20 protein-coding genes are annotated in these 21,767 nt (G+C 71.4%); 2 read left to right on the top strand and 18 right to left on the bottom strand.

The annotated features are described in order from the left end of the window. Positions 1 to 132: 132 nt before the first annotated feature. Positions 133 to 1,101, top strand: coding sequence for a TerC family protein (locus KAK03_RS03040; RefSeq protein ID WP_210851687.1), 969 nt, complete (start codon positions 133 to 135; stop codon positions 1,099 to 1,101). 24 nt (positions 1,102 to 1,125) lie between these two features. On the opposite strand, the gene KAK03_RS03035 is transcribed toward KAK03_RS03040, so the two are convergent. Further along, on the bottom strand, positions 1,126 to 1,356 hold the full coding sequence (locus tag KAK03_RS03035) for a hypothetical protein (protein ID WP_210851686.1): 231 nt from the start codon (positions 1,354 to 1,356) through the stop codon (positions 1,126 to 1,128). Positions 1,357 to 1,451: 95 nt separating this feature from the next. On the opposite strand from KAK03_RS03035, the gene KAK03_RS03030 reads away from it, so the two are divergent. Further along, positions 1,452 to 2,024 (top strand): hypothetical protein, encoded by a 573-nt coding sequence (locus KAK03_RS03030; protein ID WP_210851685.1) that lies wholly within the window; start codon positions 1,452 to 1,454, stop codon positions 2,022 to 2,024. Between the two features lie 397 nt (positions 2,025 to 2,421). On the opposite strand, the gene KAK03_RS03025 is transcribed toward KAK03_RS03030, so the two are convergent. The 17 genes from KAK03_RS03025 to KAK03_RS02945 form a co-directional block, all read right to left on the bottom strand. Then, positions 2,422 to 4,104 (bottom strand): AMP-binding protein, encoded by a 1,683-nt coding sequence (locus KAK03_RS03025; RefSeq protein ID WP_210851684.1) that lies wholly within the window; start codon positions 4,102 to 4,104, stop codon positions 2,422 to 2,424. A gap of 5 nt (positions 4,105 to 4,109) precedes the next feature. Continuing rightward, a complete protein-coding gene (locus KAK03_RS03020) occupies positions 4,110 to 5,081 on the bottom strand; it encodes a helix-turn-helix domain-containing protein (RefSeq protein ID WP_210851683.1) in 972 nt (323 codons plus the stop codon). Positions 5,082 to 5,142: 61 nt separating this feature from the next. Next, positions 5,143 to 6,126 carry a WD40/YVTN/BNR-like repeat-containing protein gene (locus KAK03_RS03015; RefSeq protein WP_210851682.1) on the bottom strand — a complete coding sequence of 328 codons (984 nt, stop codon included), beginning with the start codon at positions 6,124 to 6,126 and terminating at the stop codon, positions 5,143 to 5,145. Continuing rightward, positions 6,126 to 8,486 (bottom strand): efflux RND transporter permease subunit, encoded by a 2,361-nt coding sequence (locus tag KAK03_RS03010; protein WP_210851821.1) that lies wholly within the window; start codon positions 8,484 to 8,486, stop codon positions 6,126 to 6,128. The genes KAK03_RS03015 and KAK03_RS03010 overlap by 1 nt, the downstream gene beginning before the upstream one ends. Before the next feature lie 51 nt (positions 8,487 to 8,537). Further along, complete coding sequence (locus tag KAK03_RS03005) at positions 8,538 to 10,337, bottom strand: DUF1302 domain-containing protein (RefSeq protein WP_210851681.1); 1,800 nt, start codon at positions 10,335 to 10,337, stop codon at positions 8,538 to 8,540. A gap of 22 nt (positions 10,338 to 10,359) precedes the next feature. Continuing rightward, positions 10,360 to 11,742 (bottom strand): DUF1329 domain-containing protein, encoded by a 1,383-nt coding sequence (locus KAK03_RS03000; RefSeq protein ID WP_247660872.1) that lies wholly within the window; start codon positions 11,740 to 11,742, stop codon positions 10,360 to 10,362. 38 nt (positions 11,743 to 11,780) lie between these two features. Continuing rightward, positions 11,781 to 12,254: a c-type cytochrome gene (locus KAK03_RS02995; RefSeq protein WP_210851680.1), complete on the bottom strand. Its 474-nt coding sequence runs from the start codon at positions 12,252 to 12,254 to the stop codon at positions 11,781 to 11,783. A gap of 5 nt (positions 12,255 to 12,259) precedes the next feature. Next, entirely contained in the window at positions 12,260 to 12,697 is a 438-nt protein-coding gene (locus tag KAK03_RS02990; protein WP_210851679.1) for a c-type cytochrome, read from the bottom strand. Further along, positions 12,694 to 13,248, bottom strand: a complete 555-nt coding sequence (mauA, locus tag KAK03_RS02985; protein ID WP_210851678.1) for a methylamine dehydrogenase (amicyanin) small subunit — start codon at positions 13,246 to 13,248, stop codon at positions 12,694 to 12,696. The genes KAK03_RS02990 and mauA overlap by 4 nt, the downstream gene beginning before the upstream one ends. 17 nt (positions 13,249 to 13,265) lie before the next feature. Beyond that, positions 13,266 to 13,862, bottom strand: a complete 597-nt coding sequence (mauD, locus tag KAK03_RS02980; RefSeq protein ID WP_210851677.1) for a methylamine dehydrogenase accessory protein MauD — start codon at positions 13,860 to 13,862, stop codon at positions 13,266 to 13,268. Position 13,863: 1 nt separating this feature from the next. Then, positions 13,864 to 14,397, bottom strand: a complete 534-nt coding sequence (locus KAK03_RS02975) for a MauE/DoxX family redox-associated membrane protein (protein WP_210851676.1) — start codon at positions 14,395 to 14,397, stop codon at positions 13,864 to 13,866. Continuing rightward, entirely contained in the window at positions 14,390 to 15,571 is a 1,182-nt protein-coding gene (locus KAK03_RS02970; protein WP_210851675.1) for an amine dehydrogenase large subunit, read from the bottom strand. Before KAK03_RS02970 ends, KAK03_RS02975 begins: the two co-directional genes overlap by 8 nt. A gap of 112 nt (positions 15,572 to 15,683) precedes the next feature. Beyond that, entirely contained in the window at positions 15,684 to 17,027 is a 1,344-nt protein-coding gene (locus tag KAK03_RS02965; RefSeq protein ID WP_210851674.1) for an APC family permease, read from the bottom strand. After that, positions 17,024 to 17,698, bottom strand: coding sequence for an HAD family hydrolase (locus tag KAK03_RS02960; protein ID WP_210851673.1), 675 nt, complete (start codon positions 17,696 to 17,698; stop codon positions 17,024 to 17,026). Before KAK03_RS02960 ends, KAK03_RS02965 begins: the two co-directional genes overlap by 4 nt. After that, on the bottom strand, positions 17,695 to 18,930 hold the full coding sequence (locus tag KAK03_RS02955) for a Tm-1-like ATP-binding domain-containing protein (RefSeq protein ID WP_310738447.1): 1,236 nt from the start codon (positions 18,928 to 18,930) through the stop codon (positions 17,695 to 17,697). Before KAK03_RS02955 ends, KAK03_RS02960 begins: the two co-directional genes overlap by 4 nt. Next, positions 18,927 to 20,288: an aminotransferase class III-fold pyridoxal phosphate-dependent enzyme gene (locus KAK03_RS02950; protein ID WP_210851672.1), complete on the bottom strand. Its 1,362-nt coding sequence runs from the start codon at positions 20,286 to 20,288 to the stop codon at positions 18,927 to 18,929. Before KAK03_RS02950 ends, KAK03_RS02955 begins: the two co-directional genes overlap by 4 nt. Before the next feature lie 11 nt (positions 20,289 to 20,299). Continuing rightward, positions 20,300 to 21,763, bottom strand: coding sequence for an NAD-dependent succinate-semialdehyde dehydrogenase (locus KAK03_RS02945; RefSeq protein WP_210851671.1), 1,464 nt, complete (start codon positions 21,761 to 21,763; stop codon positions 20,300 to 20,302). Positions 21,764 to 21,767: the final 4 nt, after the last annotated feature.

The following is a 21,767-nucleotide window of genomic DNA, read 5'->3' as shown; positions in this document are numbered from 1 at the left end:
TTGGTGTCGCGGCCCCCCGTCAGTACGGAGCACCGGCGCCTTGCCGGATCGCTCCCGGGACCGCACAGGGCGCCTGAGCCCTGGCAAGACCTTTCGGCGCGAACCCATCCACCCTTCCTTCCAGGAGAGTCCATGGACACCATCGCGCCGATCTGGCTGTGGTCTGTCTTCGTCGCCACCGTGCTGGTGGCCCTGTTCGTCGATTTTGTCGTGCTCAAGAAGCAGGGCGCGCACGCCGTGGGCGTGCGGGAGGCGGCCTGGTGGTCGCTGATCTGGGTCGCCGTCAGCCTGGCCTTCAACGGCCTGCTGTGGTGGGCCGTGCAGCAGGACCACGGCACCGCGCTGGCCAACGAGAAGTCGCTGGAGTTCCTCACCGGCTACCTCATCGAGAAGAGCCTGGCGGTGGACAACATCTTCGTCTTCCTGATGATCTTCACCTACTTCGCGGTGCCGCCGGCCTACCAGAAGCGGGTGCTGATGATCGGCATCATCGGCGCGATCGTGCTGCGCACGCTGATGATCCTGGCCGGCGCCTGGCTGATCCAGGAGTTCCACTGGCTGCTCTACGTCTTCGGTGCCTTCCTGGTGCTCACCGGCGTGAAGATGTGGTGGGCCGCCGGCCAGGACAACAGCCTGGACGACAACCCCGCGCTGAAGCTGCTGCGCCGCGTGCTGCCGGTGTCCAAGGGCTTTGACGGCGAGAAGTTCTTCACCGTCGAGAACGGCAAGCGCATCGCCACGCCGCTGATGCTGGTGATCGCGCTGGTGGGCCTGACCGACGTGATCTTCGCGGTGGACTCCATCCCCGCGATCTTCGCGATCACCACCGACCCGTTCATCGTGCTGACCTCCAACGTCTTCGCGATCCTGGGTCTGCGCGCGATGTACTTCCTGCTGGCCGCGGTGGCCGAGCGCTTCCACCTGCTCAGCTACGGCCTGGCGGTGGTGCTCGTCTTCATCGGCACGAAGATGATGCTGATCGACGTCTTCAAGATCCCGGTGGCGGTGTCGCTGGGCGTGGTGGCCGCGATCCTGGGCGTGACGATGTGGCTGAGCATGCGCACGGCGCCCAAGCCCAAGCTCAGCAGCCCGCAGGCCTGAGGCCGCCGCGGTCCGGTGCCGTGCTCACTGCTGACGCGGGGGCACGGGCCGGATCGCAGCGTCCAGCGCCGAGCGCGCGGCATCCCCCTCACGGGCCGCCTGCTCGGCGCTGCGGCAGCGGGTGACCGGGATGTTGCTGCCCAGGGGCGCTTCGCGGGTGCAGATCTGCTGCGACGCGCTGCCCGCCGGCGTCTCGGGGCTGGCACAGGCGGCCAGCAGGCCGGCGACGGTGATGGCGATCAGGACCTTGTCCATGGGACGTCTGCACCCCCTGCTGCATGCGTTCAACGCACTATAGCCTTCGGACGCCGCCGTGCCAGCCTTGGACCGTCTCGCCGTATCATGAGGGCATGACCGCCGTACGCGACGTGGCCGCGATCCGCCTCGACAACGCGCTGCTGCTGTTCGACGAATTCGTCCAGGCCACCGTCAAGCATCCCGATGCCGCCACGCTGCGCGGCCTGGAGCGCCGGTTCGCCGAGCGGCTGCAGATCCAGCCAAGCTACTGGAGCCAGATCAAGAGCCGCTCGCGCCAGATCGGCGAGCGGCTGGCCCGTCAGTTCGAACAGTGCAGCCACAAGCCCGCCTTCTGGATGGACGAGCCGCATGCGGCCGCGCCGGAACCGGTGGCCGCCGACGACCGCCTGGAGCCGCGCAACGACGACGAGCGCTTCATCACCGGCCTGGTGCTGGCCTACTACCGCCGCAACCCGCAGCGCGCCCGCACCAAGCTGATGGACCTGCTGGGCGAGGTGCTGGCGCCGCCGCCACCGGCGACCCAGCCGGCGCCGGTTGAACGGCCGCCGCGCCCCACCGCCGTGGCCAGCGCCCCGGCGGCCCCGGTCGCTGCGCCCGCGGCCGACCCGATGGCGCTGTGGCGCGCCTCACAGGCGGGCGTGGCGCCGCTCAAGAAGAAGCGCTGACGCCCATCGTGGGCCGGCCGCGGCCAGCAAGGCGCGACGGCGCGCAGCGCCTGGCCTGGGGGCCCACCGCGGGCCGCCGGGCCGCCCCAAGGCCCGCGGAGCCCCCTTGGGGGGCGAGTCCGGACGGGCGTCGTCCAGTGGACGAGGCCCGCCTGACGAGCGGGACGGCCGTCAGGCCGGCCGCGGCCTGCAAGGCGCGACGGCGCGCAGCGCCTGGCCTGGGGGCTCACCGCGGGCCGCCGGGCCGCCCCAAGGCCCGCGGAGCCCCCTTGGGGGGGCGAGTCCGGACGGGCGTCGTCCAGTGGACGAGGCCCGCCTGACGAGCGGGACGGTCGTCAGGCCGGCCGCGGCCTGCAAGGCGCGACGGCGCGCAGCGCCTAGCCTGGGGGCTCCAGTGTCATGCAGTGGCCATCACACTGAGACCCAGCTCCCGCATCATCAGCTCGCGCATGATGAATTTCTGCGGCTTGCCGGTCACAGTGACCGGCAGGTCGTCGACGAAGCGGATGTAGCGCGGCACCTTGTAGTGGGCGATCTGTTCACGGCACCAGTCGCGCACCTCGTCCTCGGTGCAGGACTGGCCCGGGCGCACGATGATCCAGGCGCACAGTTCCTCGCCATAGCGGCTGTCGGGCACGCCAAAGACCTGCACCGCGGCCACCTTGGGGTGGCGGAACAGGTATTCCTCGACCTCGCGCGGGTAGATGTTCTCGCCGCCGCGGATCACCATGTCCTTCACCCGGCCGACGATGTTGCAGTAGCCCTGGGCGTCGATCGTGGCCAGGTCGCCGGTGTGCATCCAGCCCTCACGCAGCGCGTCCGCCGTGCGCTCCGGGTCGTCCCAGTAGCCCAGCATCACCGAGTAGCCGCGGGTGCACAGCTCGCCCTTCTCGCCCACCGGCACGATGCGGCCGTCGATGTCGACCACCTTGACCTCCAGGTGCGGCAGCACCCGGCCGACGGTGGTGACGCGCTTGTCCAGCGGGTCGTCGGTGGCGCTCTGGAAGGACACCGGGCTGGTCTCGGTCATGCCGTAGGCGATGGTGACCTCGGTCATGTGCATCAAGGACTGCACACGGCGCATCACCTCGATCGGGCAGGGCGCGCCGGCCATGATGCCGGTGCGCAGCGTGGACAGGTCGAACTGCGCGAAGTCGGGGTGGTCCAGCTCGGCGATGAACATGGTGGGCACGCCGTGCAGCGCGGTGCAGCGCTCGGCCTGCACCGCGGCCAGCGTGGCGCGCGGCTCGAAGGCCTCGCCCGGGAACACCATGGCCGCACCGCTGCCCACGCAGGCCAGCACCGCCAGCACCATGCCGAAGCAGTGGTACAGCGGCACGGGGATGCACAGCCGGTCGGCCGGACCCAGCTGCATGCAGCCGGCCACCGCCAGCGCGTTGTTGACGATGTTGTGGTGCGTCAGCGTGGCGCCCTTGGGTGCGCCGGTGGTGCCGCTGGTGAACTGGATGTTGATCGGCTGGTGGGCCTCGAGCGCCGGCACCTCGGCCAGCACGGTGCGGTGCTGCGCCCCGTCGGCGCACAGCGCGGCCCAGTTCAGCATGCCGCGTGTGGGCTCGTCGCCCAGGCGCACCACCCGGCGCAGCGCCGGCAGGCGCGGCGCGCCGCCGCTGTCGCCCCAACCCAGGTTCTGCAGCAGGCCCAGGTAGTTGCTGGACTTGAAGGCCGCCGCCGTGACCAGCACGCTGACACCCACCTTGTTCAGCGCGTACTCCAGCTCGGCCAGGCGGTAGGCCGGGTTGATCGTCACCAGGATCGCGCCGATGCGCGCGGTGGCGAACTGGGTGACCAGCCACTCGGCGCGGTTCGGGCTCCAGATGCCCACGCGGTCGCCCGGCCGCACACCCAGGCGCCACAGGCCAGCGGCGGCGTCGGCCACCTGGGCGTCCAGCTCGGCCCAGGTCCAGCGCAGGCCCTGCTCGACGAAGACCGCCGCCTCGGCCGACGGCGCCTGATCGACCGCGCGGCGCAGCAGCTGGTCCACCGTCAGGCCGCTGAGCGGCTGGTCGGTCAGGCCGCGGACCAGGGAGCGGCCGGCATCGGGCAGGCGGGGATCATCCATGGGTGTCAGGGAACCAGTTGGTGCTGCCGCAGCGTCTGCGAGGGCAGCTCGTCGAACATCGCCTTGTAGTGGCGGGTGAAGTGGCTGGCGCTGGAAAAGCCCAGCATCGACGCCAGCTCGGTGATCGGCTTGCTGGCCGGGTCGCCGCACAGCTTCAGCGCGCGGCGCGCCTCGTTCAGGCGCAGTGCGCGCAGGTAGGCCTGCGGCGTGGTGTGCATGAATTCCTCGAAGCAGTACTGCAGGCTGCGCCGGCTGGCAAACGCCGCGGCGCAGATCTCGCCCACGCCGATGTCCTGCTCCAGGTGGGCACGCATGAAGTCGATCGCGCGCTGCACCACCTTCAGCCGGCTGTCGGCGCGGCGCGGGATGGTGCTGCCCTGCGGACCGCTGCGGTCGCCGCCCATGGCCAGCAGCACGGCCTGGTTCAGCGCCATCGCCAGCAGCTCGGACTCGCGCTTGTCGCTGGCCGGCTGGCCCAGGGCGTCCTCGGCCTCGCCGCAGACCGCCAGCAGCATCTGGCGGATCGCCTGCGCCGAGTCGGGCGACAGGCCCAGGTTGCGCTCGTTCTCGGCCTGCTGCAGCCATTCGCGCTTGGCCGGGGCCAGCGTGCGCTCAAGCATCTCGCGGTGCACCGCCAGGCCGATCAGGTCGAGCTCACCGGCCGAGACCACATCGACCTCGCGCCCGCCGGGCAGCACCATCAGCGTGTCGCGGTCCAGCGCGCGCCCGGCGTAGACCGAGCCGGGCTGCACCGCCAACGGCAGCGCCAGCACGACATGGTCATCGGGCGGCGCGATGTGCTCACGCAGCTGGCGGTTGGTCTGCTCGCGCACCAGAAAGCCGTCGCGCAAGGCCAGGTGCCACAGCTCGCCGCGGAAGCGGCCGCAGGACAACTGCTCGTAGTGCTGGTCCCAGCCGGTCAGGGCCTCGGCCTGGTCGTCGACGTCGTGCGCCGTGTGTCGGGTCAGTGCAGCCATTCGATCCTCCTCGATCTCCGGCATGTCATGTGCAGATGCTGTGCCAGCCGCGGCCGCTCGGCTAGCCCGGGATCACCCGCACGCCGGCGGCCCCGGCCAGCGCCAGCCGGCCATCGGGCAGCGGCACCGCACCGGTCAGCGTGCTGCGGTCGTCCAGGCGGCGGAAGTCCATGGCATCGGCGCTGGCCGCGCCCTGCAGCTGCGTGCCGTCGCCGCCCACCATCAGCACGCGCCCGGCGGCCAAGGGCACCACCGCGGTGATCGAGCCGGCCTGCTCGGCACGGTGCTGGGTCCAGCTGCGCCCGTCATCGGTGCTGCGCACCCAGTGGCCGCGCATGCCGCCGGCCAGCAGCGTGCCGCCGATGTCGGCGCCGCTCCACAGCGAACCGGCGTAAGCGGTCTTCACCGCGGCCCAGGTGTCGCCCTGGTCGGTGCTGCGCAGCACATGGCCGGATTCGGCCGCAATCAGCCAGGTGCCTGCGGCCGAGACGAAGACCCGGTTCAGGTGGCGCTCGCCCTCCTCGCCTTCGAGCAGCGTGGCGGGCTTCCAGCTGGCGCCGCCATCGCGGCTGGCCAGCGCGAAGCCGAAGCCACCCACCGCCAGACCGCGGCCGCCGGCGTCGACGCGGATCGACAACAGCACGTCCGGGCTCCTGGCCTCGCCGGCCACGCGCTGCCAGTGCTCGCCGGCGTCGTCACTGCGCAGGATGGTGCCGCCATGGCCGCAGGCCCACAGCTGGGTGGCGCTGCTGGCATGCAGTGCGGTGAGGGTCACGCGGGTGGGCACCGCCTGGGCCTGGCGCCAGTGGGCGCCCTGGTCGTCGGACAGCAGCACATGGCCGCGCTCGCCCACCGCCACCAGGCGCTGGCCGGCCAGCGTCAGGTCCAGCAGCGGCCCGCGGGCGGCCAGCGGCATCGTGCGGGCGGCGCCATCGGGCGCGAAGGCGGCGCTGGCGCGGCTGCCGGCCAGCATGGCCCCGGCCAGGGCCAGCCAGTGGCGTCGGTTCATCAACGGGTGCATCAGGGGGTGCATCAGGGGGTGCATCAGTGGGCTCCGAACGGACGGTGCACCGGCCCGCGGCGCGCGATCAGCAGGTCGATCACCACCGCCAGCGCGGGCAGCAGCGTGATCGCCATCACCATGTTGAGCATGAACATGAAGGCCAGCAGCAGGCCCATGTCGGCCTGGAACTTCAGCGGCGAGAAGACCCAGGTCGCCACGCCCACGCTCAGCGTCAGCGCGGTGAAGACGGTGGCGATGCCGGTCTCGGTCAGTGCGCGGTGGAAAGCCGGCACGATGGTCTGGCCCTCGGCCAGGTACATCTGCAGGCGGTTGTAGATGTAGAAGGCGTAGTCCACGCCGATGCCCACCGCCAGCACCATCACCGGCAGCGTGGCCACCGTCAGGCCGATGTCCAGCGCCTTCATGAACCAGTAGCCGACGAAGGTGGCCACGGTCAGCGGCAGGCAGCAGGCCAGCACCGCGCGCCAGTCCCGGTAGGTCAGGAAGACCAGCACCACGATGGTGGCGTAGACGTACAGCATCATCGGCAGCTCGGTGGCCTCCAGCACTTCGTTGGTGGCCGCCTGCACGCCGGCGTTGCCGCTGGCCAGGCGCACCTTCAGGCCATCGAAGGCGTTCTCGGCGCGCCAGGCCTTGACGGTTTCCACCGCGCGGTGAATGGTCTGCGCCTTGTGGTCGGACAGGTAGGCATGCACCGGCAGCACGGTGCAGCGCGGGTCGTACAGGCCCGAGCCCTCGCCCACCAGGCCGATGAAGCTGGCCATCGAGCGCTTGTCGCGCGGCAGGTCGCCCCAGCGCGGGTTGCCCTCGTTGAAACCCGCGGCGCCCAGCTTGACCAGCGCCGGCAGACCCGCGGTGCCGATCACGCCCTCGGTGTTCTGCAGCGACCAGGCCAGGTCGTCGATGGCGCTCATCGTCGTCCAGTCGTGGCAGGCGTCCTCGGGCGTCTCGCCCACCACGGTCAGCACGTCCAGGCCGACGGTGAACTTCTCGGCGATCGACACCGCGTCCAGGTTGTAGCGCGCGCTGTCGCGCAGCTCCGGCGCGCCCGGCTGCACATAGCCCACATGGCGGTCGCGCGAGCCCCACACCGCCAGGCCGAACAGCAGCACGCCCAGCAGCACGGTCCAGCGCGCGTTGCGCGGATCGGCCACGCGCGAGATCAGCGAGATCTGGCTCTCGCGCCGCGCCCGCATCACCTGCATGCGCTGGCCCCAGCCGCTGTCGAGCTTCACATAGGACGCGACGATCGGCAGCATCACCAGGTTGGTGACGATCTTGTAGGCCACGCCCAGCGAGGCGGTGATCGCCAGCTCGCGGATCATCGGGATCGGGATCACCAGCAGCGTGGCGAAGCCGACGAAGGCGGTGATCAGCGCCATCGTGCCCGGCACCAGCAGGCCGGCGAAGCTGGCGCGCGCGGCGTCGTGGACGCTTTGGCCCAGGCCGATCTCGCGGGTGATGTAATTGATCTGCTGCACGCCGTGCGACACGCCGATCGCGAACACCAGGAAGGGCACCAGCACCGCCAGCGGGTCCAGCCCGTAGCCCAGGATCTGCAGCGAGGCGAACTGCCACACCAGCGACACCAGCGAGCAGAACAGCGCGGTGGCGGTGAAGGCCACGCTGCGGCAGTACCAGTAGACCGCCGCCGCGGTCAGCACGAAAGCCAGCGCGAAGAACACCACCACGCCCTTGGCGCCCTCGGCGATGTCGCTGATCTGCTTGGCAAAGCCGATGATCTGCACCTCGACCTGCGCGTCCTCGAACTTGCCGCGGATCTCCTGCTCGATCTTCGGGCCCAGCGCGATGTAGTCCAGCGGCGCGCGGGTCTGCGGGTCGGCGTCGAGCAGGTCGGCGGTGACCATCGCACCGCTGAAGTCCGCCGCCACCAGCGAGCCCACGTAGCCGCCCTGCACCACGTTGTCGCGGATGCGGCCGATCACCGTGGCGTCAAGCTTGTCGGGGGTGACGTCGCCACCGATCACGTCGCGCGCCTCGTAGCCCTCCTCCGTCACCTGCATCACGCGGGTGTTGGGGGTCCACAGCGAGCTGACCGAGCGGCGGTCCACGCCGGGCAGGTACATCACCGCCTGGGTGACCTCGTTCAGGCGCTTGAGCGTGGCCGGCTGCCAGATGTCTCCCTGGCGCGCGCGCACCACGATGATCAGGCGGTTGGCGCCGAACAGCACGTCCTTGTACTGGACGAAGGTGTCGGTGTATTCATGGCCCAGCGGCAGTTGCTTGCCGAAACCGGCCGTCATGTGCAGGCGGGCCGCGAACACCGCCATCAGCGCAGTGGTCGCCAGCATCACCGCCAGCACCTTGGCGCGGTGGCCGAACAGCAGGCGCTCGGCCGCCTGCACGAGTTGGGTGAGCAGCATGGAAGAACCCGTCAGGGACGCGCCGCCCGCAAGGGCGGCGCGCCGGGGTCAGAAGTTGTAGGAGACGCTGGCCGAGACGTTGTCGCGGTCACGCAGCATGTTGCCCAGCCCGCCGCCGAAGAAGGCGGTGTAGCCCAGCTGCACCCGCCAGACGGCGCTGTTGTCGAACAGCGCGCCGACGAACAGCGACTTGCGTCCCTCGACGAAGGGCAGCGTGTTCGGCGAGATGCCCTTGACGTCGTGCGTGAACACGGTGGACTGGGTCAGGTTCCAGTCGCTGCCCCAGACGCGCGGGTAGCTCAGGTCGAACTCGATCGCGTAGCCGAAGGAGCTCTTGGTCGGGTTCTTGTACGAGGGGAAGATCAGGTAGGGCACCTGGCCGATCTTCAGGCTGGGGTAGTGGGTGAGGGCCACCTCGGCCAGCACCGTGCCCTCGGCCGCGCCCAGCGCCTTGACCAGCGCGCCCATCGGCGAGTTGACCTCGGTGAAGTACAGGCCGGTCAGGTGGGCCTGGATCTTCTTCTCTTCGGTGTAGCCGCGCACCGTGATGCGGCCGTTGGCGTCGGCATTGGCCGGGTCGAAGATGCTGTACTTGCCGGCGAAGGGCACGCTGCCGTCGATCGCCACCGAGTCGCGCGGCCGGTACGAGATCTCGCCCCCCACCGCGACCGGGCCGGCCTTGGTGTTGAAGCTGGCGCCGAACAGGTCCTTGTCGCGGCCGAACTCGTTGTAGTAGCCGATGCTCGCGACGTTGTGGGCCGCGTAGGCCGGGTCGGTGAACAGCGTGGTGAAGGGCAGCTTGTCGTGGTAGCGCTCGTAGTACAGCGCGAATTCCGTCTCCAGGCTGGCCGGCTTGAAGCGCATCGCCAGGCCGTACTGGCCACCGGTGGGCGGGCGCTTGTCACGCTCGAAGGGCACGACGTTGATGCCGGGCTGGATGCCGGTGCCGATGTCGCCGCAGGGCGTGGGCGCGGTGCACAGGCCGAAGGCGCTCAGCGACGAGCTGGGGATGTAGGCCGGGCGCTGGCCGGCCCCCGCCACATCGGCCGCCGAGAAGAAGGTGCCCACCGGGTCGAAGCGGAAGGCGTTCCAGGCGATCTGGTAGTAGGCCTCGGCGCTGACGCTGCTGCTCAGGCCGGTGTTCAGGCTGATCATCGGCGCCGGGCGCAGGATCTCCTTGACCTGGGTGCCGGGGGTGTGGAGCTTGCGCAGGTCGAAGGCGTTGATCGAGTTGATGCCGCCGATGACGAAGATGTCCTCGCCCCAGCTCAGCACCTGGTTGCCCAGGCGCACGGTGGCGGTGCGGTCGTCCAGCCACTTGAAGTCCTTCGAGACCCAGGCATCCAGCAGCGTCGCGTTGTGCACCGCGATGTTGCGCGCGGCCGAGGACAGGTCGGTGCGCTTGGTGTTGTCGGCAGCCGGGTCGTAGACCCAGGTGCCGCGGGCCAGCGCGCGCCAGCCGTCGGTGGTCTTCAGGCCGAACTCGTGGGTGCCCTTGACGGCGCTGGAGACCAGCTGGCCGCGCTTGTAGTTCAGGTTGCCGTCGTCGCCGTTGAGGACGTTGAAGTCCGGGTTGGCGGCGCCGTCGTTGCCGGCACCGTTGAGCTGAGAGCCCAGTGGCGCGCCGGTGGGCACCTTGCCGCCGTTGTCGTTGCCGATGGCCAGCGGATCAGGCTTCTGCAGCCGCCACTGCAGACCGAAGCTCAGCGTGGTGTTGAAGTCGATCTCGGTGCCGCCGTCGGTGGTGGTGCGCCAGGCGTGGGCCGGCGCGGCGGACAGCAGGGCCGCGGCGGCGGCCGCGGCCAGCGCGGTCTGGCGCCGCGCTGCGTGACGTGGGGTGGGTCGCATATGTACTTCTCCTCGCCGTGGGTCAGCGGGCGCCGGCGCGGCGCAGTTCGTCGGGGTTGAACTTGTTGGCGTCGATGCGGCCCTCGCGGCCCGCCAGCCAGTCGGTCTTGCCTTCCTGGGGCATGTTGTCGGCCATGTAGCGGCCCACGTTCAGGTCATAGACCGTGTAGCCCTGGTAGACGCAGGCCGGCAGTTCCCAGGCCACGTAGGGGTAGCTCTCCTGCACGCGCCAGACCTTGCCCTGGGCGTCGTAGATGTCGGCCGCGACCATCATCCAGCTGTCCTCGTCCAGGTAGATGGTGCGCTTGGGGAACTGGTGGCGCTGGCCGGCCTTGACGGTGGCCTCGATCTTCCAGACGCGGTGCGCCTCGTAGCGGATCAGGTCGCGCTTGGGGTACTCGGGGCCGAAGATGTCGGCCAGCTTCTTGCCCTGGTCATTGAAGCGGAAGGTGTTGTAGGGCACCACCAGTTCCTGCTTGCCCACCAGCTTCCAGTCGTAGCGGTCCAGGCGGCCGCCGAACATCGGGTACTGGTCCACCGCCAGCAGGTTCTCGTAGCCCGGCACCGGGTTGTCGTAGCTGAAGGTGGGGGCGCGGCGCACGCGGCGCTGGCCGGGGAAGTACAGCCAGGCGTCGTTGTCCTTGGCCAGGAAGTAGTGCACCAGGATCAGCTCGCCGGTGCGGGCGGCCGGGGCCACCACCTCGTTGAGCAGCTTGTACTCGGCGCCCTCACCGTCGGGGATGGGCTTGCCGCCCAGGTCACCGCCGGGCGTCACCGTCCACTGGTCCTGCACCAGCGGCACGAACTTGCCGTCGCCCGGTTGCGAGAAGACGGTGGAGTAGCGCTCGATGCGGCCCTCGCCCAGCCAGCGCAGCTTGTAGTTCCACATCGCCTCGGCGCCATTGGCCGGGATCGGGAAGGGGATGCCGCCGCTGACGGCCTTCTCCAGGTCGTAGCCGTTGGCGGCCAGCTTGGCGGTGGTGGCGTTCTTGCGGGTGTTGGTGTAGACCGCCTCAGGGTAGCCGCAGGTGCGCCGCGTGGGGTAGACCTCCATGCGGTAGTCCTTCTTGCCCTTGAGCAGGGCCAGCTGGCCATCGCTGAGCTTGTCCTTGTACTTGTCGGCGTTGCTGGCGTCGATGGTGAACAGCGGCTTGTCCGACGCGTAGGGGTCGGGGCGCGCCTGGCCCGGCTTCCAGCCCGGCGGGGCCTTGGTGTCGCCGCCGGTCCAGGCGGGGATGCTGCCGTCCTTGTTGGCGGCCTTCTCGCCGCCCAGCGGCGTCAGGTCCTTGCCCAGGGCCTGGGCCTGGGCGTCGGTGGCGGCGTGGGTGGCCGGTCCGCCGGCCAGCGCCAGCAGGGCCAGCAAGGCGGCCTGGGCCACGGGGTGGCGCATGCTCGTGGGGATCATCGTGGGGGCTCCTTCTCGTCGTACGGCTGTGGGTTGCTTCATGGCAGGGGCAGGCCCTGGGTGCGGGCCTGGGCCACCAGGCGATCCCGCGTGGCGGCCACGTCCAGCGGCGGGCTGGTGCGGGCGCGGCGGACCTCGTCGGCGGTGTAGGGCTGGTGCTGCGCCGGCACCGAGGGCGCGGCCAGCGTGGCCAGCACCCAGTTCGTGACCTCGGCCACCTGCGCGTCGTCCAGGCCCGAGCCCATCACGCCCGGCACCTGGATCAGAAACTGGCGGCCGCCGTCCAGGCGCAGGAAATGGCCGGCGCCGCGCATGTCGGGCACGCGGCCGACCTCGGAGCCGGCGCCATCGCGCCCGTGGCAGCCGGCGCAGTGCACCACGTAGAGGCTGCGCGCGCTGGTGGCGGTGGAGAGGACCTCGGCGTTGCTGCGCGGCGGCGGCATGCGGCCGGTGACCTGGGCCAGCGCCGGGACGGCGCACAGCAGGGCAGCGAACAGGACGGTCGGGCGCATGGCGGTCAGGGCAGCAGCGACTGGCGCTTCAGGCGGGTGGCGGGCGGGCTGCCGGCGGCGGCGCGCGCGGCGGTGAAGTCGGCCGCTGTCAGCGGTGCCGCATCGGCTGCGCCCTGCAGGCCGCGCAGGTGGTTGGCGATCAGCACCAGTTCCTCGTCCGGCAACTGGGCACCGAAGGCCGGCATGCTGCCCACGAAGCGCAGCGCGCCCACCTGGATCGGGCCCGACAGGCCGTGCACCAGCACCGTGGGCAGGTAGCTGCGATCGGCGCCCAGCCGGGTCCAGTGCTCGCCCTTGAGCGGCGGCGCCAGGCCCACGGTGCCCGAGGCATCGGCCTGGTGGCAGGCGGCGCAGTGGCGCTCGAACAGCTTGGCGCCATCCTCGGCCGCCAGCGCCAGCGTGGGCGCCAGCAGCGCGGCAGACAGCCAGGCACGCAGGATCACGCGGCCCCCACGATGATCGAGGTGGTGCAGTGGAACATCGAGCTGGTGTTGGCCATGCACCAGTTGATGTCGTTGTGCGCGCCGAGGCGGTAGCCGGGGCGCTCGCGCTCGTTGTTGTTGCACAGGCACTCGCCGCAGGCGCCCTTGCCGCAGCAGTCGTTGTAGGACACCAGGTAGTGGCGGCCGTCGGCGGGGTTCAAGCAGGTGCCGACCCAGCTGACCTTGGAGGCCTCGGTGCCCGGGGGGCAGGTGGTCAGCGAGCCGCCGCAGCAGGTGCACAGGTAGCCGTCGAAGGCGCAGTAGCGCCAGTACTCGCACTGCGTCGGGTCTTCCTTGGCGGGGGTCTTCTTGGCCGCCGCCGCGCCGCCATGGCCGGCGGCGTGCGCGGTGCCGAACTGGCCGCTGCGGTCGAAGGGCAGCATCGGCAGCACGGCGCCACCGACCATGGCCACGCCCAGGCGGGTCAGCAGGCTGCGGCGGCCGTGCTGCTGGGCGACGGTGCGCACGCGGCGCTCGGTGGCGCGGTCGATCAGGGAGGTGAACCAGGACATCGTCGGGCTCCCGGGGCTCAGGCGTGGGCCTGATGGTCGAGGAACTGCTGGATCGTGGGCGTGCCCATCTCCAGCGCGTTGAGCAGGCTGTCGAGCTGCTCGCGGGAATTGACCAGGCCCTTGGCGCGCACGATGCCCTGGTCGTCCAGCAGCACCGCATAGGGCAGGCGCGAGACGCGGTAGCCCATGCCCAGCTCGGGCGAGAGCAGGTAGGGCATGGCCTCCAGGCCCTGCTCACGCACGAAGGCCAGGTGCTGTTCGGGCGTGGCGCCGTCGCTGGCCAGCAGCACCCGCACGCGGGCGCCCTCGTCGCGGTTCAGCGCCTTGAGCACCGGGATCAGCTTCTTGCAGACCGGGCAGGTCGGTGCCAGGAAGAACACCAGCTGCGCGCGGCCCTGCGGCCCGCCGATCTCCACGCTCTCGGACTGCAGCCCGACCAGCGAGTAGTTCGGCGAAGGCGAACCCACCGGCGGACCGGCATCGGTCACCAGCGCGCCCATCGGCGCCACGCGCTCGAACAGCACGCCCACCTGGCGCGACAGCGCCCACAGCATCACGCCCAGGGCCAGCACGGCCAGCCACAGCAGCACCATCGAGATCGTCATCGCGTCCATCTCAGATCCTCCTCATGCGCACACCCACCTGGTGGCGCAGCAGTTCATTGAAAGCGGCGTAGAGCAGCGCAGCCAGCGGCACGCTGGCGGCCACCACCGCGAAGTCCCCCAGGCCCAGCGCGCGCTCGGCGTGCGGCGTGGCGGCGACCCCGGCCAGCAGGGCCAGCGCCGCATTGCGGGCCACCAGCGCCCAGGACACCGGCAGCGGCTCGCCGCCGCAGCCGCAGTCCAGCGCCAGGCCGCGGGCCAGGTGCCAGGCCATCGCGGCGGCATAGGCCAGCAGCAACGCAGCGGCCAGCGCCGCGCCGGCCCCCCGCCAGGGCGACAGCAGCGCCGCGGCGGTGACCAGTTCCAGCGCGGGCAGCGTGCGCAACAGCACGGTGCGCAGCGCATCGGGCAGGTGGTAGGCCGCCAGGTGCTGCTCGAACAGCGCCAGGTCGCCCCACTTGGCCACGGCCGCGTGCGCGAACAGCACGGCCAGCCAGGCGCTGGCGATCCAGCCAGCCAGCGGATCGGCGAGCAGGGCCTCAGTCATGGCTTTCCAGGTGCAGCGAGGCCTCACCTGCCTTGGCGACCTTGGTCATCAGCGTCAGCGCCGGCTTGGCCGGGTTCCACTGCCACACGTTCAGCGCGCCGGTCATGCCGTCCAGCGCCTGCAGCCGCTGGCCGTTGTGCGAGAAGGTCAGCGAGGCGCTGGCGTGGCCGGGCAGGCGCGCGGTGCGCTGGCCGGTGGCGGTGTCGACCACCCACAGCGACTTGGCCGGCATCTTGTGCGTGCCCTCGCTGCCCTTGTCGTGCATGGCCACCACCATCTGGCGGCCGTCGGGCGTGACCGCGAAGGCCTGGTAGCCGCCCGGGCGCCAGCCGGCCTTGGCGGCCGCGGCGTCGACAAAGGACTGCGAGCGCAGCAGCCGGGCCGCCGGACCCGACAGGTCCAGCTCGTTGAGCACGCCCTTGAACGACACATAGAACATGCGCTCGCCCACCACCTCGGCATGGTGGAACCAGGGGTCCTGGTCGGCGTCGAAGAGCTTGTCGCTGGCGGCACGGTCGGTGGCCTGGCCGGCATCGTCCAGCGTGATCGTCACCATCTTGCCGTCGCCGCACAGCGTGGCGAAGCGGTTGCTGTTGCCGATCGGCCAGACGCCCCAGCAGCCCGGCGTGGCGATCTCGCTGGCCACCTTGCGCTGTGCCAGATCGACCACGGTGACCGAGGTGGCCGGCGTGGCGTTCTGGACCAGCACGAAGCGGCCGTTGGTGGTGGCGCGCACCAGGCCGCGGTAGTTCAGCGCCTGGGCGCGGTGCGGCGGCAGCAGCACCTCGTACTTCAGGCCCAGCGTGCCGCTGTCCCACACCTCCAGCACGTCGGCGCGATCGCCCCGGCCGCCGCGGCTGAGGTAGGTGGTGGCCACGTAGACCTCGTCCGAGCGGGCGCTCAGCGCGAAGTTGCCGGCGAAGCCGGTGTTGACCATGCCCAGCAGCTTGCCGTCGCGGGCGCCGAAGACGCGCAGGCGGCCGTCGGTGATGTGGGCGATGGCCACGTCGGCCACGTAGATGCGCTCGCTGGGCGCGCTGGCCAGCGTGGTGCCGGTGAGCGTCTCGGCCGGCAGCTCGGGGGGCGGCGCCTTGGGCGCCGCAGGGGGTTTGGCGGCCTGTGCGGCGCCGGCCACCACGGCCAGCGCGCAGAACCACCTCAGGCGGTGTGTCATCCGTGAACTCCTCGAACGCCAGACCTTGGCGACGGTGTGGTGATGGGGCGCGAGTATGGAAACCGGCGACCGGTGGCGATAGCAAAAATCGGCAAGAAAGACTTGATCCGGGTTAGCCCTCAGCGACCCCCGACGGGGCGAACCAGCGCTGGTGCATGACCATGCCCACCCACAGGGCGCCGATCACCGCGACGAGGCCCAACACCCCCGCCAGCGCACCGAAGATGGGCGCTTCCAGCTCGGGCGCCGGGGCGGCGTGGGCGATCACCCAGCCCAGTCCGGCGATGGCCAGCAGTTGCAGCCATGGCGCCATCGGCGCCTTCCAGGGCCGCGCGGCGGACGGCGCCAGCCGGCGCAGGCGCAGCAGGCTGGCGTGGGCCAGCATGTAGCTGACCAGCCAGGCGCTGGCTGCGGCCACCAGCAGCGGCAGGATGCGGGTGACGTCGCCACCCGACCACAGCAGGCCCACCACCGGCAGCGCCGCCACGAACAGCGTGGCCACCCAGGGCACGCCATGGCGGTTCAGGCGGGTGAAGACCGGGAAGGCCTCGCCCGCGCGGGCCATGTCGCACAGCATGCGCGGCACCGCCGCCAGCACGGTGTTGATCAGGCTGGCGGTGGCGACGATGACCACCGTGGCGAACAGCAGTTTCACGCCCGGCCCGCCGATGGCCAGCGCGACGTCCAGGTGCGGCAGCGGCGCGGTGGCCAGCACCTCGCGCCCCACCAGGCCGGCGGCGCCCAGGCAGTACAGCGCGTTGACCACGGCCACCACGGTCAGGCCGATGAACATCGCGCGCGGCACGTCGCGCTCGGGCCGCGCCGCCAGCGCGGTCATCGGCGTGACGAACTCGGTGCCGATCAGCGAATACATCACCAGCGCCACCACCCCCAGCACGCTGGCATCGGCGCCCATCGCGGCAAAGCCCGCACGCGCCGGCGCCGCCACCGGGCCACCCAGCGCCCAGGCGCCACTGAGCGCCAGGAAGACCAGCATCGCGAAGGTCAGCACCGTCTGCACGCGGGCGAAGACATCGGTGCCGCGCAGGTTCAGCGCCACCAGCACCGCCAGCACGATCGCCGCCCAGCCCAGCGCCGGCAGCGCCTGCGGCAGCACCTGGTCCAGCACCGCGTCCACCAGCAGCAGCTCGGCCGCCGGGCCAAACAGCGCCGGGACGATGTAGCCGGCAAACACCGCGAAGATCGCCGGCAGCGGCCCGAGGCCGGCGCGGATGTAGGCGCTGATGCCTTCGGCGCGCGGCATCATCAGCGCCAGCTCGGCGTAGGTGGCGGAGTTGGCCATCATCAGCGCCCAGCCCAGCGCCATCGCGCCGATGAAGCCCCAGCCGGCGATGCCGGCGGCCTGCAGCAGCGAGACGATGGTGCTCTGCGCAACGATCACGCCGATCGCCACCGCAAAGAGCGGCGCCAGGCCCAGACGGGGGGAGTCGTTCATGCCAGGGCTCCTTCGATCACAGGTTCAGCCAGACCCAGCGCGCGCAGCGCGCGGCGGTAGGACCCGGCGGGGTCGCGCACGTCGAACGCCACCGCGGTCCAGCCGGCGCGCTGGGCGCCGGCGATGTTGCGGTCCTGGTCGTCGACGAACACGCAGTCGGCGGCGGCCAGGCCCAGCGCGTCCTGCACCGCGGCGTAGGCGCGCGCATCGGGCTTGAGGATGCCAGTGTGGGTGGCGTCGACGATCACATCGAACGCCTCCAGCAGCGGCAGCCGGGTGCGAAAGTCGGCGCCGTAGAACAGGTCCAGTTCGTTCGACAGGATGGCCAGCGGACAGCCGGCGTGCTTCGCGGCGGTGATGGCCGCCACCGCCTCGGGGCGGATCACCGCCGCCGGCTCAGCGCCGCGGGCGCGCTGCACGAACTGCTCCATGCGTGTCCAGCGCTCGCCCACCAGCGCGCCCACCTCCTGCGTGCGGGCCAGCCAATAGTCGCGCTCGCCGATCTGGTCGGCCTGCATGGCGCGCCACAGCGCGTCGGTGGACGGATCGAAGGGGCCGCGCCAGCTGAGTGTGCCGGCGGGCAGACCCAACGCGGCTTCGGTCATCGCATGGGTTTCAAAGAGCGTTCGGCTGATCACGCCGCCGAAGTCCAGGATGAGTGCCTTGGTCATGCCACCGCTCTGTGGATCAGGCCGCGTTCCAGCCAGTCGTCGAACACCGCCAGCGCCGCATCGGCAAACGCAGCATCGTTGATGTGGGCCGGCACCTCACGCAGGTCGATGCGGCCGGCGCCGGCGCGCAGCGCGCGCTGGAAGGCGGCCAGGCCCTCGGGGTCGTGCAGCGCCTCGCCGGGCCTGTCCCAGGCCTGCAGACCGGCGGTGGGCAGCAGCACGCAGGCCGGGCCGGTGGCGCCCGCGACACGGTCGATGATCTCGGCGGCGATGCGCTCGCGCAGCGCCGGTGTGGCCACAGTGCTGGCGATCAGGCGGTTGTGCGCATGCGCGGGCGCCGTCTCGTAGCCGGCGGGGGCGCCGGCCCAGGTGGGGAAGTCGATCATGTCGGCGGCGCCGGGGGCGACGATCTGCGGCACGCCGGCGCGGCCGGCGCCGCGCAGCCGGTCGGGGCCGGCGGTGACGCAGGAGCCGCCCACCTGGTTGGCCAGTTCCTGCAGGCTGAAGTCCATCACCGCGGCGAAGCGGCCCTCGGCGGCCAGGGCCTCGAAGGCGCGGCCGCCCATGCCGGTGGTGTGGAACACCGCCACCTCGAAGCCGCGCGCCTCCAGCGCGGGCTTGAGCCGCACCATGTAGGACAGGCAGCTCTTGCCCAGCGAGCTCATGCCCACCAGTGGCCGCTCAGGCCGCGGCGGCTCGGCCACGCGGGCCGCGCCCACCACCGCGCCCGCGGCCTGGCTGAGCGCCGAACGGCACAGGCTGTTCAGGCCATACAGACCGCCGGCCCACAGCACCATCATCAGGTCGGGGGCGATGCGCTCGGGCGGGATCAGGTGCGAGTAGGCCACCGTGGTCAGCACCAGCTTCGGGCAGCCCAGCGGCAGCGCCGCGGCCACGTCCAGCGCCAGGTCGGTGCCCATGGTGCCACCCAGCACCAGCAGGCCCTGGATGCGGCCGGCGCGCTGCAGCTGCGCGGCCAGCCTGGCCGCACCGCGCGCCATCAGCGCCATCGCGCTGTTCTCGTCGCCGCTGTCCAGCACCTGTTGCAGCGTGCAGCCGGCGGCGGCGGCGACCTCCGTGTTGGCGATGGCCGGTGCATAGGGCCCCGGGGCCAGCACGCCCACGTCCATCAGCAGCGGCGTGCCGCCCGCGGCCGTGATGCGCTCGCCCAGGTAGCGCAGCTCGTCGCTCTTGGTGTCGGCGGTGCCGACCAGCAGGATGGTCGGGTTCACAGCGACGCGCCCACCTCGTCGAACGAGGCCTCGAGCACCTCGCAGAGAAAGTCGATCTCCTCGGCGCTGATCGTCAGCGGCGGCGACAGGATCAGGTTGGGGCCGGAGATGCGCACCATCAGGCCACGGCGGTAGGCGGCGCGGGCCACGCGGGCGGGGATGTCGCTGGTCCGCGGCATGGGCGCGCGGCTGGCCTGGTCGGTGACCATCTCGATGCCGATCATCAGGCCGATGCCGCGCACATCGCCGACGAAGGCACAGCGCTGCGGCAGCCGGCGCAGCCGCTCCTGAAGGCGCGCGCCCACGCGGGCGGCGTTGCCCACCACGTCCAGCCGCACCAGTTCGTCGAAGGTGGCCAGCGCCGCGGCCGCCGCCACCGGGTGCGCGCTGTAGGTGTAGCCGTGGCTGACGGCGCCCAGGCCGCTGGTGTCGCTGAGGAAAGCGTCGGCCACCTTGGCGCCGATCGCGGTGGCGCCGAGCGGTACATAGCCCGAGGAGATGCCCTTGGCCAGGCACCAGATGTCCGCGTTGACACCCCACAGCCGGGTGCCAAAGAGCTCGCCGGTGCGGCCGAAGCCGGTGACCACCTCGTCGGCGATCAGCAGCACGCCGTGCCGGTCGCAGATCTCGCGCACCCGGGGCCAGTAGCTGGCCGGCGGCACGATCACGCCGCCGGCGCCCTGCACCGGCTCGGCGATGAAGGCGGCCACGGTGTCGGGGCCCTGGAAGACGATCTCGCGCTCGAGCAGTTCGGCGCAGATCTCGCTGAGGCGCTCGGGGTCGTCGGTGAAGGGGTTGCGGTACAGCCAGGGCGTGTCGACATGGAAGCAGCCGGGCAGCAGCGGCTCGTACGCGCGGCGGAAGTTGCTGTTGCCGTTGACGCTCATGCCCCCGAAGTGCACGCCGTGGTAGCCCTGGCGCAGGCTGATGAACTTGCTGCGGTCCTTCTGGCCGCGCAGCTTGTGGAACTGGCGGGCGATCTTCAGCGCGCCCTCCACCGCATCCGAGCCGCCGTTGCTGAACACCACGGCCTGCACGCCCTCGGGCTGCATCATCTCGACCAGGCGCGTGGACAGCTCGATCGCCTTGACATGCGTGGTGCCGCGGAAGGCGTTGTAGAAGGGCAGCGTGTCCATCTGCGCGACGATGGCGTCGCGCACCGCGCGGTTGCTGTGGCCCAGGTTGGCGCTCCACAGGCCGCCCACGCCGTCGAGCATCTTGTGGCCGTCGATGTCCCAGACCCAGCTGCCCTCGCCGCGGGCGATGATGTCGGGCGGGGTGTCGCGAATCGCCTGCGGATGCGCCATCGGGTGCCACAGGTGGCGGCCGTTGTGCTGCTTGAGTTGGTCGATGTCCATCGTCGTGGTGTTCAGTGCGTGGATCCGTCGGGCGTACCGACATAGACGGTCTTCAGGTCGGTGTAGGCCAGCAGGCCCTCGGCGCCCATCTCCTGGCCGTGGCCGCTGTCCTTCCAGCCGCCGAAGGGCATCTCGGGCTGCGAGATGCCGAAGTGGTTGATGCCCACCATGCCGGCCTCGATCTCCTCGGACAGGCGGTGCGCGGTGTGCAGGTGGGCGGTGAAGGCGTAGGCGCCCAGGCCGTAGCACGAGTCATTCGCCAGCGCGATGGCCTCGTCCAGCGTGTCGAAGCCGGCGATGGTGGCGATCGGGCCGAAGGGCTCGGTGGTGGCCAGGCGGCAGCCGGCGGGCACATCGGCGATCAGCGTGGGCTCGAAGAACCAGCCGGGGCGCTCGGCGCGCTGGCCGCCGCACAGGCGGCGCGCGCCGTGGTCCAGCGCGTCGTCCACCAGCGTCTGCATCTCGACCACGCGGCGCGCGTGGGTCAGCGGGCCCATCTGCGTGGCGGCATCCAGGCCCGGGCCCAGGCGCAGCGCGCGGGCGGCGGCGGCAAAGCGCTCGCTGAACGCGGCCAGCAGCGAGGCGTGCACATAGAAGCGGATCGGCGAGGCGCAGATCTGCCCGGCGTTGCGGTACTTGGCGGTGACCGAGGCCTTCACGGCAAAGTCCAGGTCGGCGTCGGCGCAGACGATCACCGGCGCATGCCCGCCCAGCTCGGGCGTGTAGCGCTTGACGCCGCGCGCGCACAGCTCGCCCAGGTGCCGCCCCACCGCCACCGAGCCGGTGAACGAGACCTTGCGGATCGCGTCGTGGCCGATCAGGAACGAGGATACCTCGGAGGGCTCGCCGCACACCAGGTTCAGCACATCGGGCGGCAGGCCGGCGTCCAGGAAGCACTGCACCAGCGCCATCGCGGTGGCTGGCGTCTCCTCGGCCGGCTTGAGCACCACGCTGCAGCCCGCCGCCAGCGCGCTGCCCAGCTTGCGTGCCGGCAGGTTCATCGGGAAGTTCCAGGGCGTGAAGGCCGCCACCGGGCCCACCGGCTGGCGCAGCACGGTCTGGCTGAGGAGGCCCGGCACGCGCGGCGGCACGGTGCGGCCGTAGAGGCGCTTGGCCTCCTCGGCCTGGAAGTCGATGATGTCGGCCGACAGCGTGACCTCGCGCAGCGCCTCGGCCAGCGGCTTGCCCTGCTCCAGCGTCAGCACGCGGGCGATGGCCGGCGCGCGTTCGCGCAGCAGATCGGTGGCGCGGCGGATCAGCGTGAAGCGCTCCAGCGCGCTGGTGCGGCGCCAGCTGGCAAAGCCGCGCTGCGCCGACTCGGCGGCTGCGGCCAGCTCGGCGGCGCCGGCCAGCGGCAGCTCGGCCAGCACCGATTCGTCGGCGGGGTTGATGACCGGGCGCTGGCCGCCGCTGGCCTGGGTGATCCAGCGGCCGGCCACGTGCAGGGCCAGGCTCGGGTAGTCGGGTGTGTGCATGACG

The organism is Ideonella alba (genome assembly GCF_018069845.1).
Classification (GTDB): Bacteria; Pseudomonadota; Gammaproteobacteria; order Burkholderiales; family Burkholderiaceae_C; genus Ideonella; species Ideonella alba.
Note: the sequence above shows the minus strand (reverse complement) of the source record. Positions and strands in the feature narration are given on the sequence as shown.

Bases quoted from the DNA above. Each gene is read 5' to 3' on its own strand.
- KAK03_RS02970 (WP_210851675.1), bottom strand. From the start codon at position 15,571: ATGACACACCGCCTGAGGTGGTTCTGCGCGCTGGCCGTGGTGGCCGGC.
- KAK03_RS03000 (WP_247660872.1), bottom strand. From the start codon at position 11,742: ATGATCCCCACGAGCATGCGCCACCCCGTGGCCCAGGCCGCCTTGCTG.
- KAK03_RS03015 (WP_210851682.1), bottom strand. From the start codon at position 6,126: ATGCACCCCCTGATGCACCCCCTGATGCACCCGTTGATGAACCGACGC.
- KAK03_RS03030 (WP_210851685.1), top strand. From the start codon at position 1,452: ATGACCGCCGTACGCGACGTGGCCGCGATCCGCCTCGACAACGCGCTG.
- KAK03_RS02945 (WP_210851671.1), bottom strand. From the start codon at position 21,763: ATGCACACACCCGACTACCCGAGCCTGGCCCTGCACGTGGCCGGCCGC.
- KAK03_RS03020 (WP_210851683.1), bottom strand. From the start codon at position 5,081: ATGGCTGCACTGACCCGACACACGGCGCACGACGTCGACGACCAGGCC.
- KAK03_RS02960 (WP_210851673.1), bottom strand. From the start codon at position 17,698: ATGACCAAGGCACTCATCCTGGACTTCGGCGGCGTGATCAGCCGAACG.
- KAK03_RS02950 (WP_210851672.1), bottom strand. From the start codon at position 20,288: ATGGACATCGACCAACTCAAGCAGCACAACGGCCGCCACCTGTGGCAC.
- KAK03_RS03025 (WP_210851684.1), bottom strand. From the start codon at position 4,104: ATGGATGATCCCCGCCTGCCCGATGCCGGCCGCTCCCTGGTCCGCGGC.
- KAK03_RS03035 (WP_210851686.1), bottom strand. From the start codon at position 1,356: ATGGACAAGGTCCTGATCGCCATCACCGTCGCCGGCCTGCTGGCCGCC.
- KAK03_RS02975 (WP_210851676.1), bottom strand. From the start codon at position 14,397: ATGACTGAGGCCCTGCTCGCCGATCCGCTGGCTGGCTGGATCGCCAGC.
- mauA (WP_210851678.1), bottom strand. From the start codon at position 13,248: ATGTCCTGGTTCACCTCCCTGATCGACCGCGCCACCGAGCGCCGCGTG.
- KAK03_RS02965 (WP_210851674.1), bottom strand. From the start codon at position 17,027: ATGAACGACTCCCCCCGTCTGGGCCTGGCGCCGCTCTTTGCGGTGGCG.
- KAK03_RS02995 (WP_210851680.1), bottom strand. From the start codon at position 12,254: ATGCGCCCGACCGTCCTGTTCGCTGCCCTGCTGTGCGCCGTCCCGGCG.
- KAK03_RS03040 (WP_210851687.1), top strand. From the start codon at position 133: ATGGACACCATCGCGCCGATCTGGCTGTGGTCTGTCTTCGTCGCCACC.
- KAK03_RS03005 (WP_210851681.1), bottom strand. From the start codon at position 10,337: ATGCGACCCACCCCACGTCACGCAGCGCGGCGCCAGACCGCGCTGGCC.
- mauD (WP_210851677.1), bottom strand. From the start codon at position 13,862: ATGGACGCGATGACGATCTCGATGGTGCTGCTGTGGCTGGCCGTGCTG.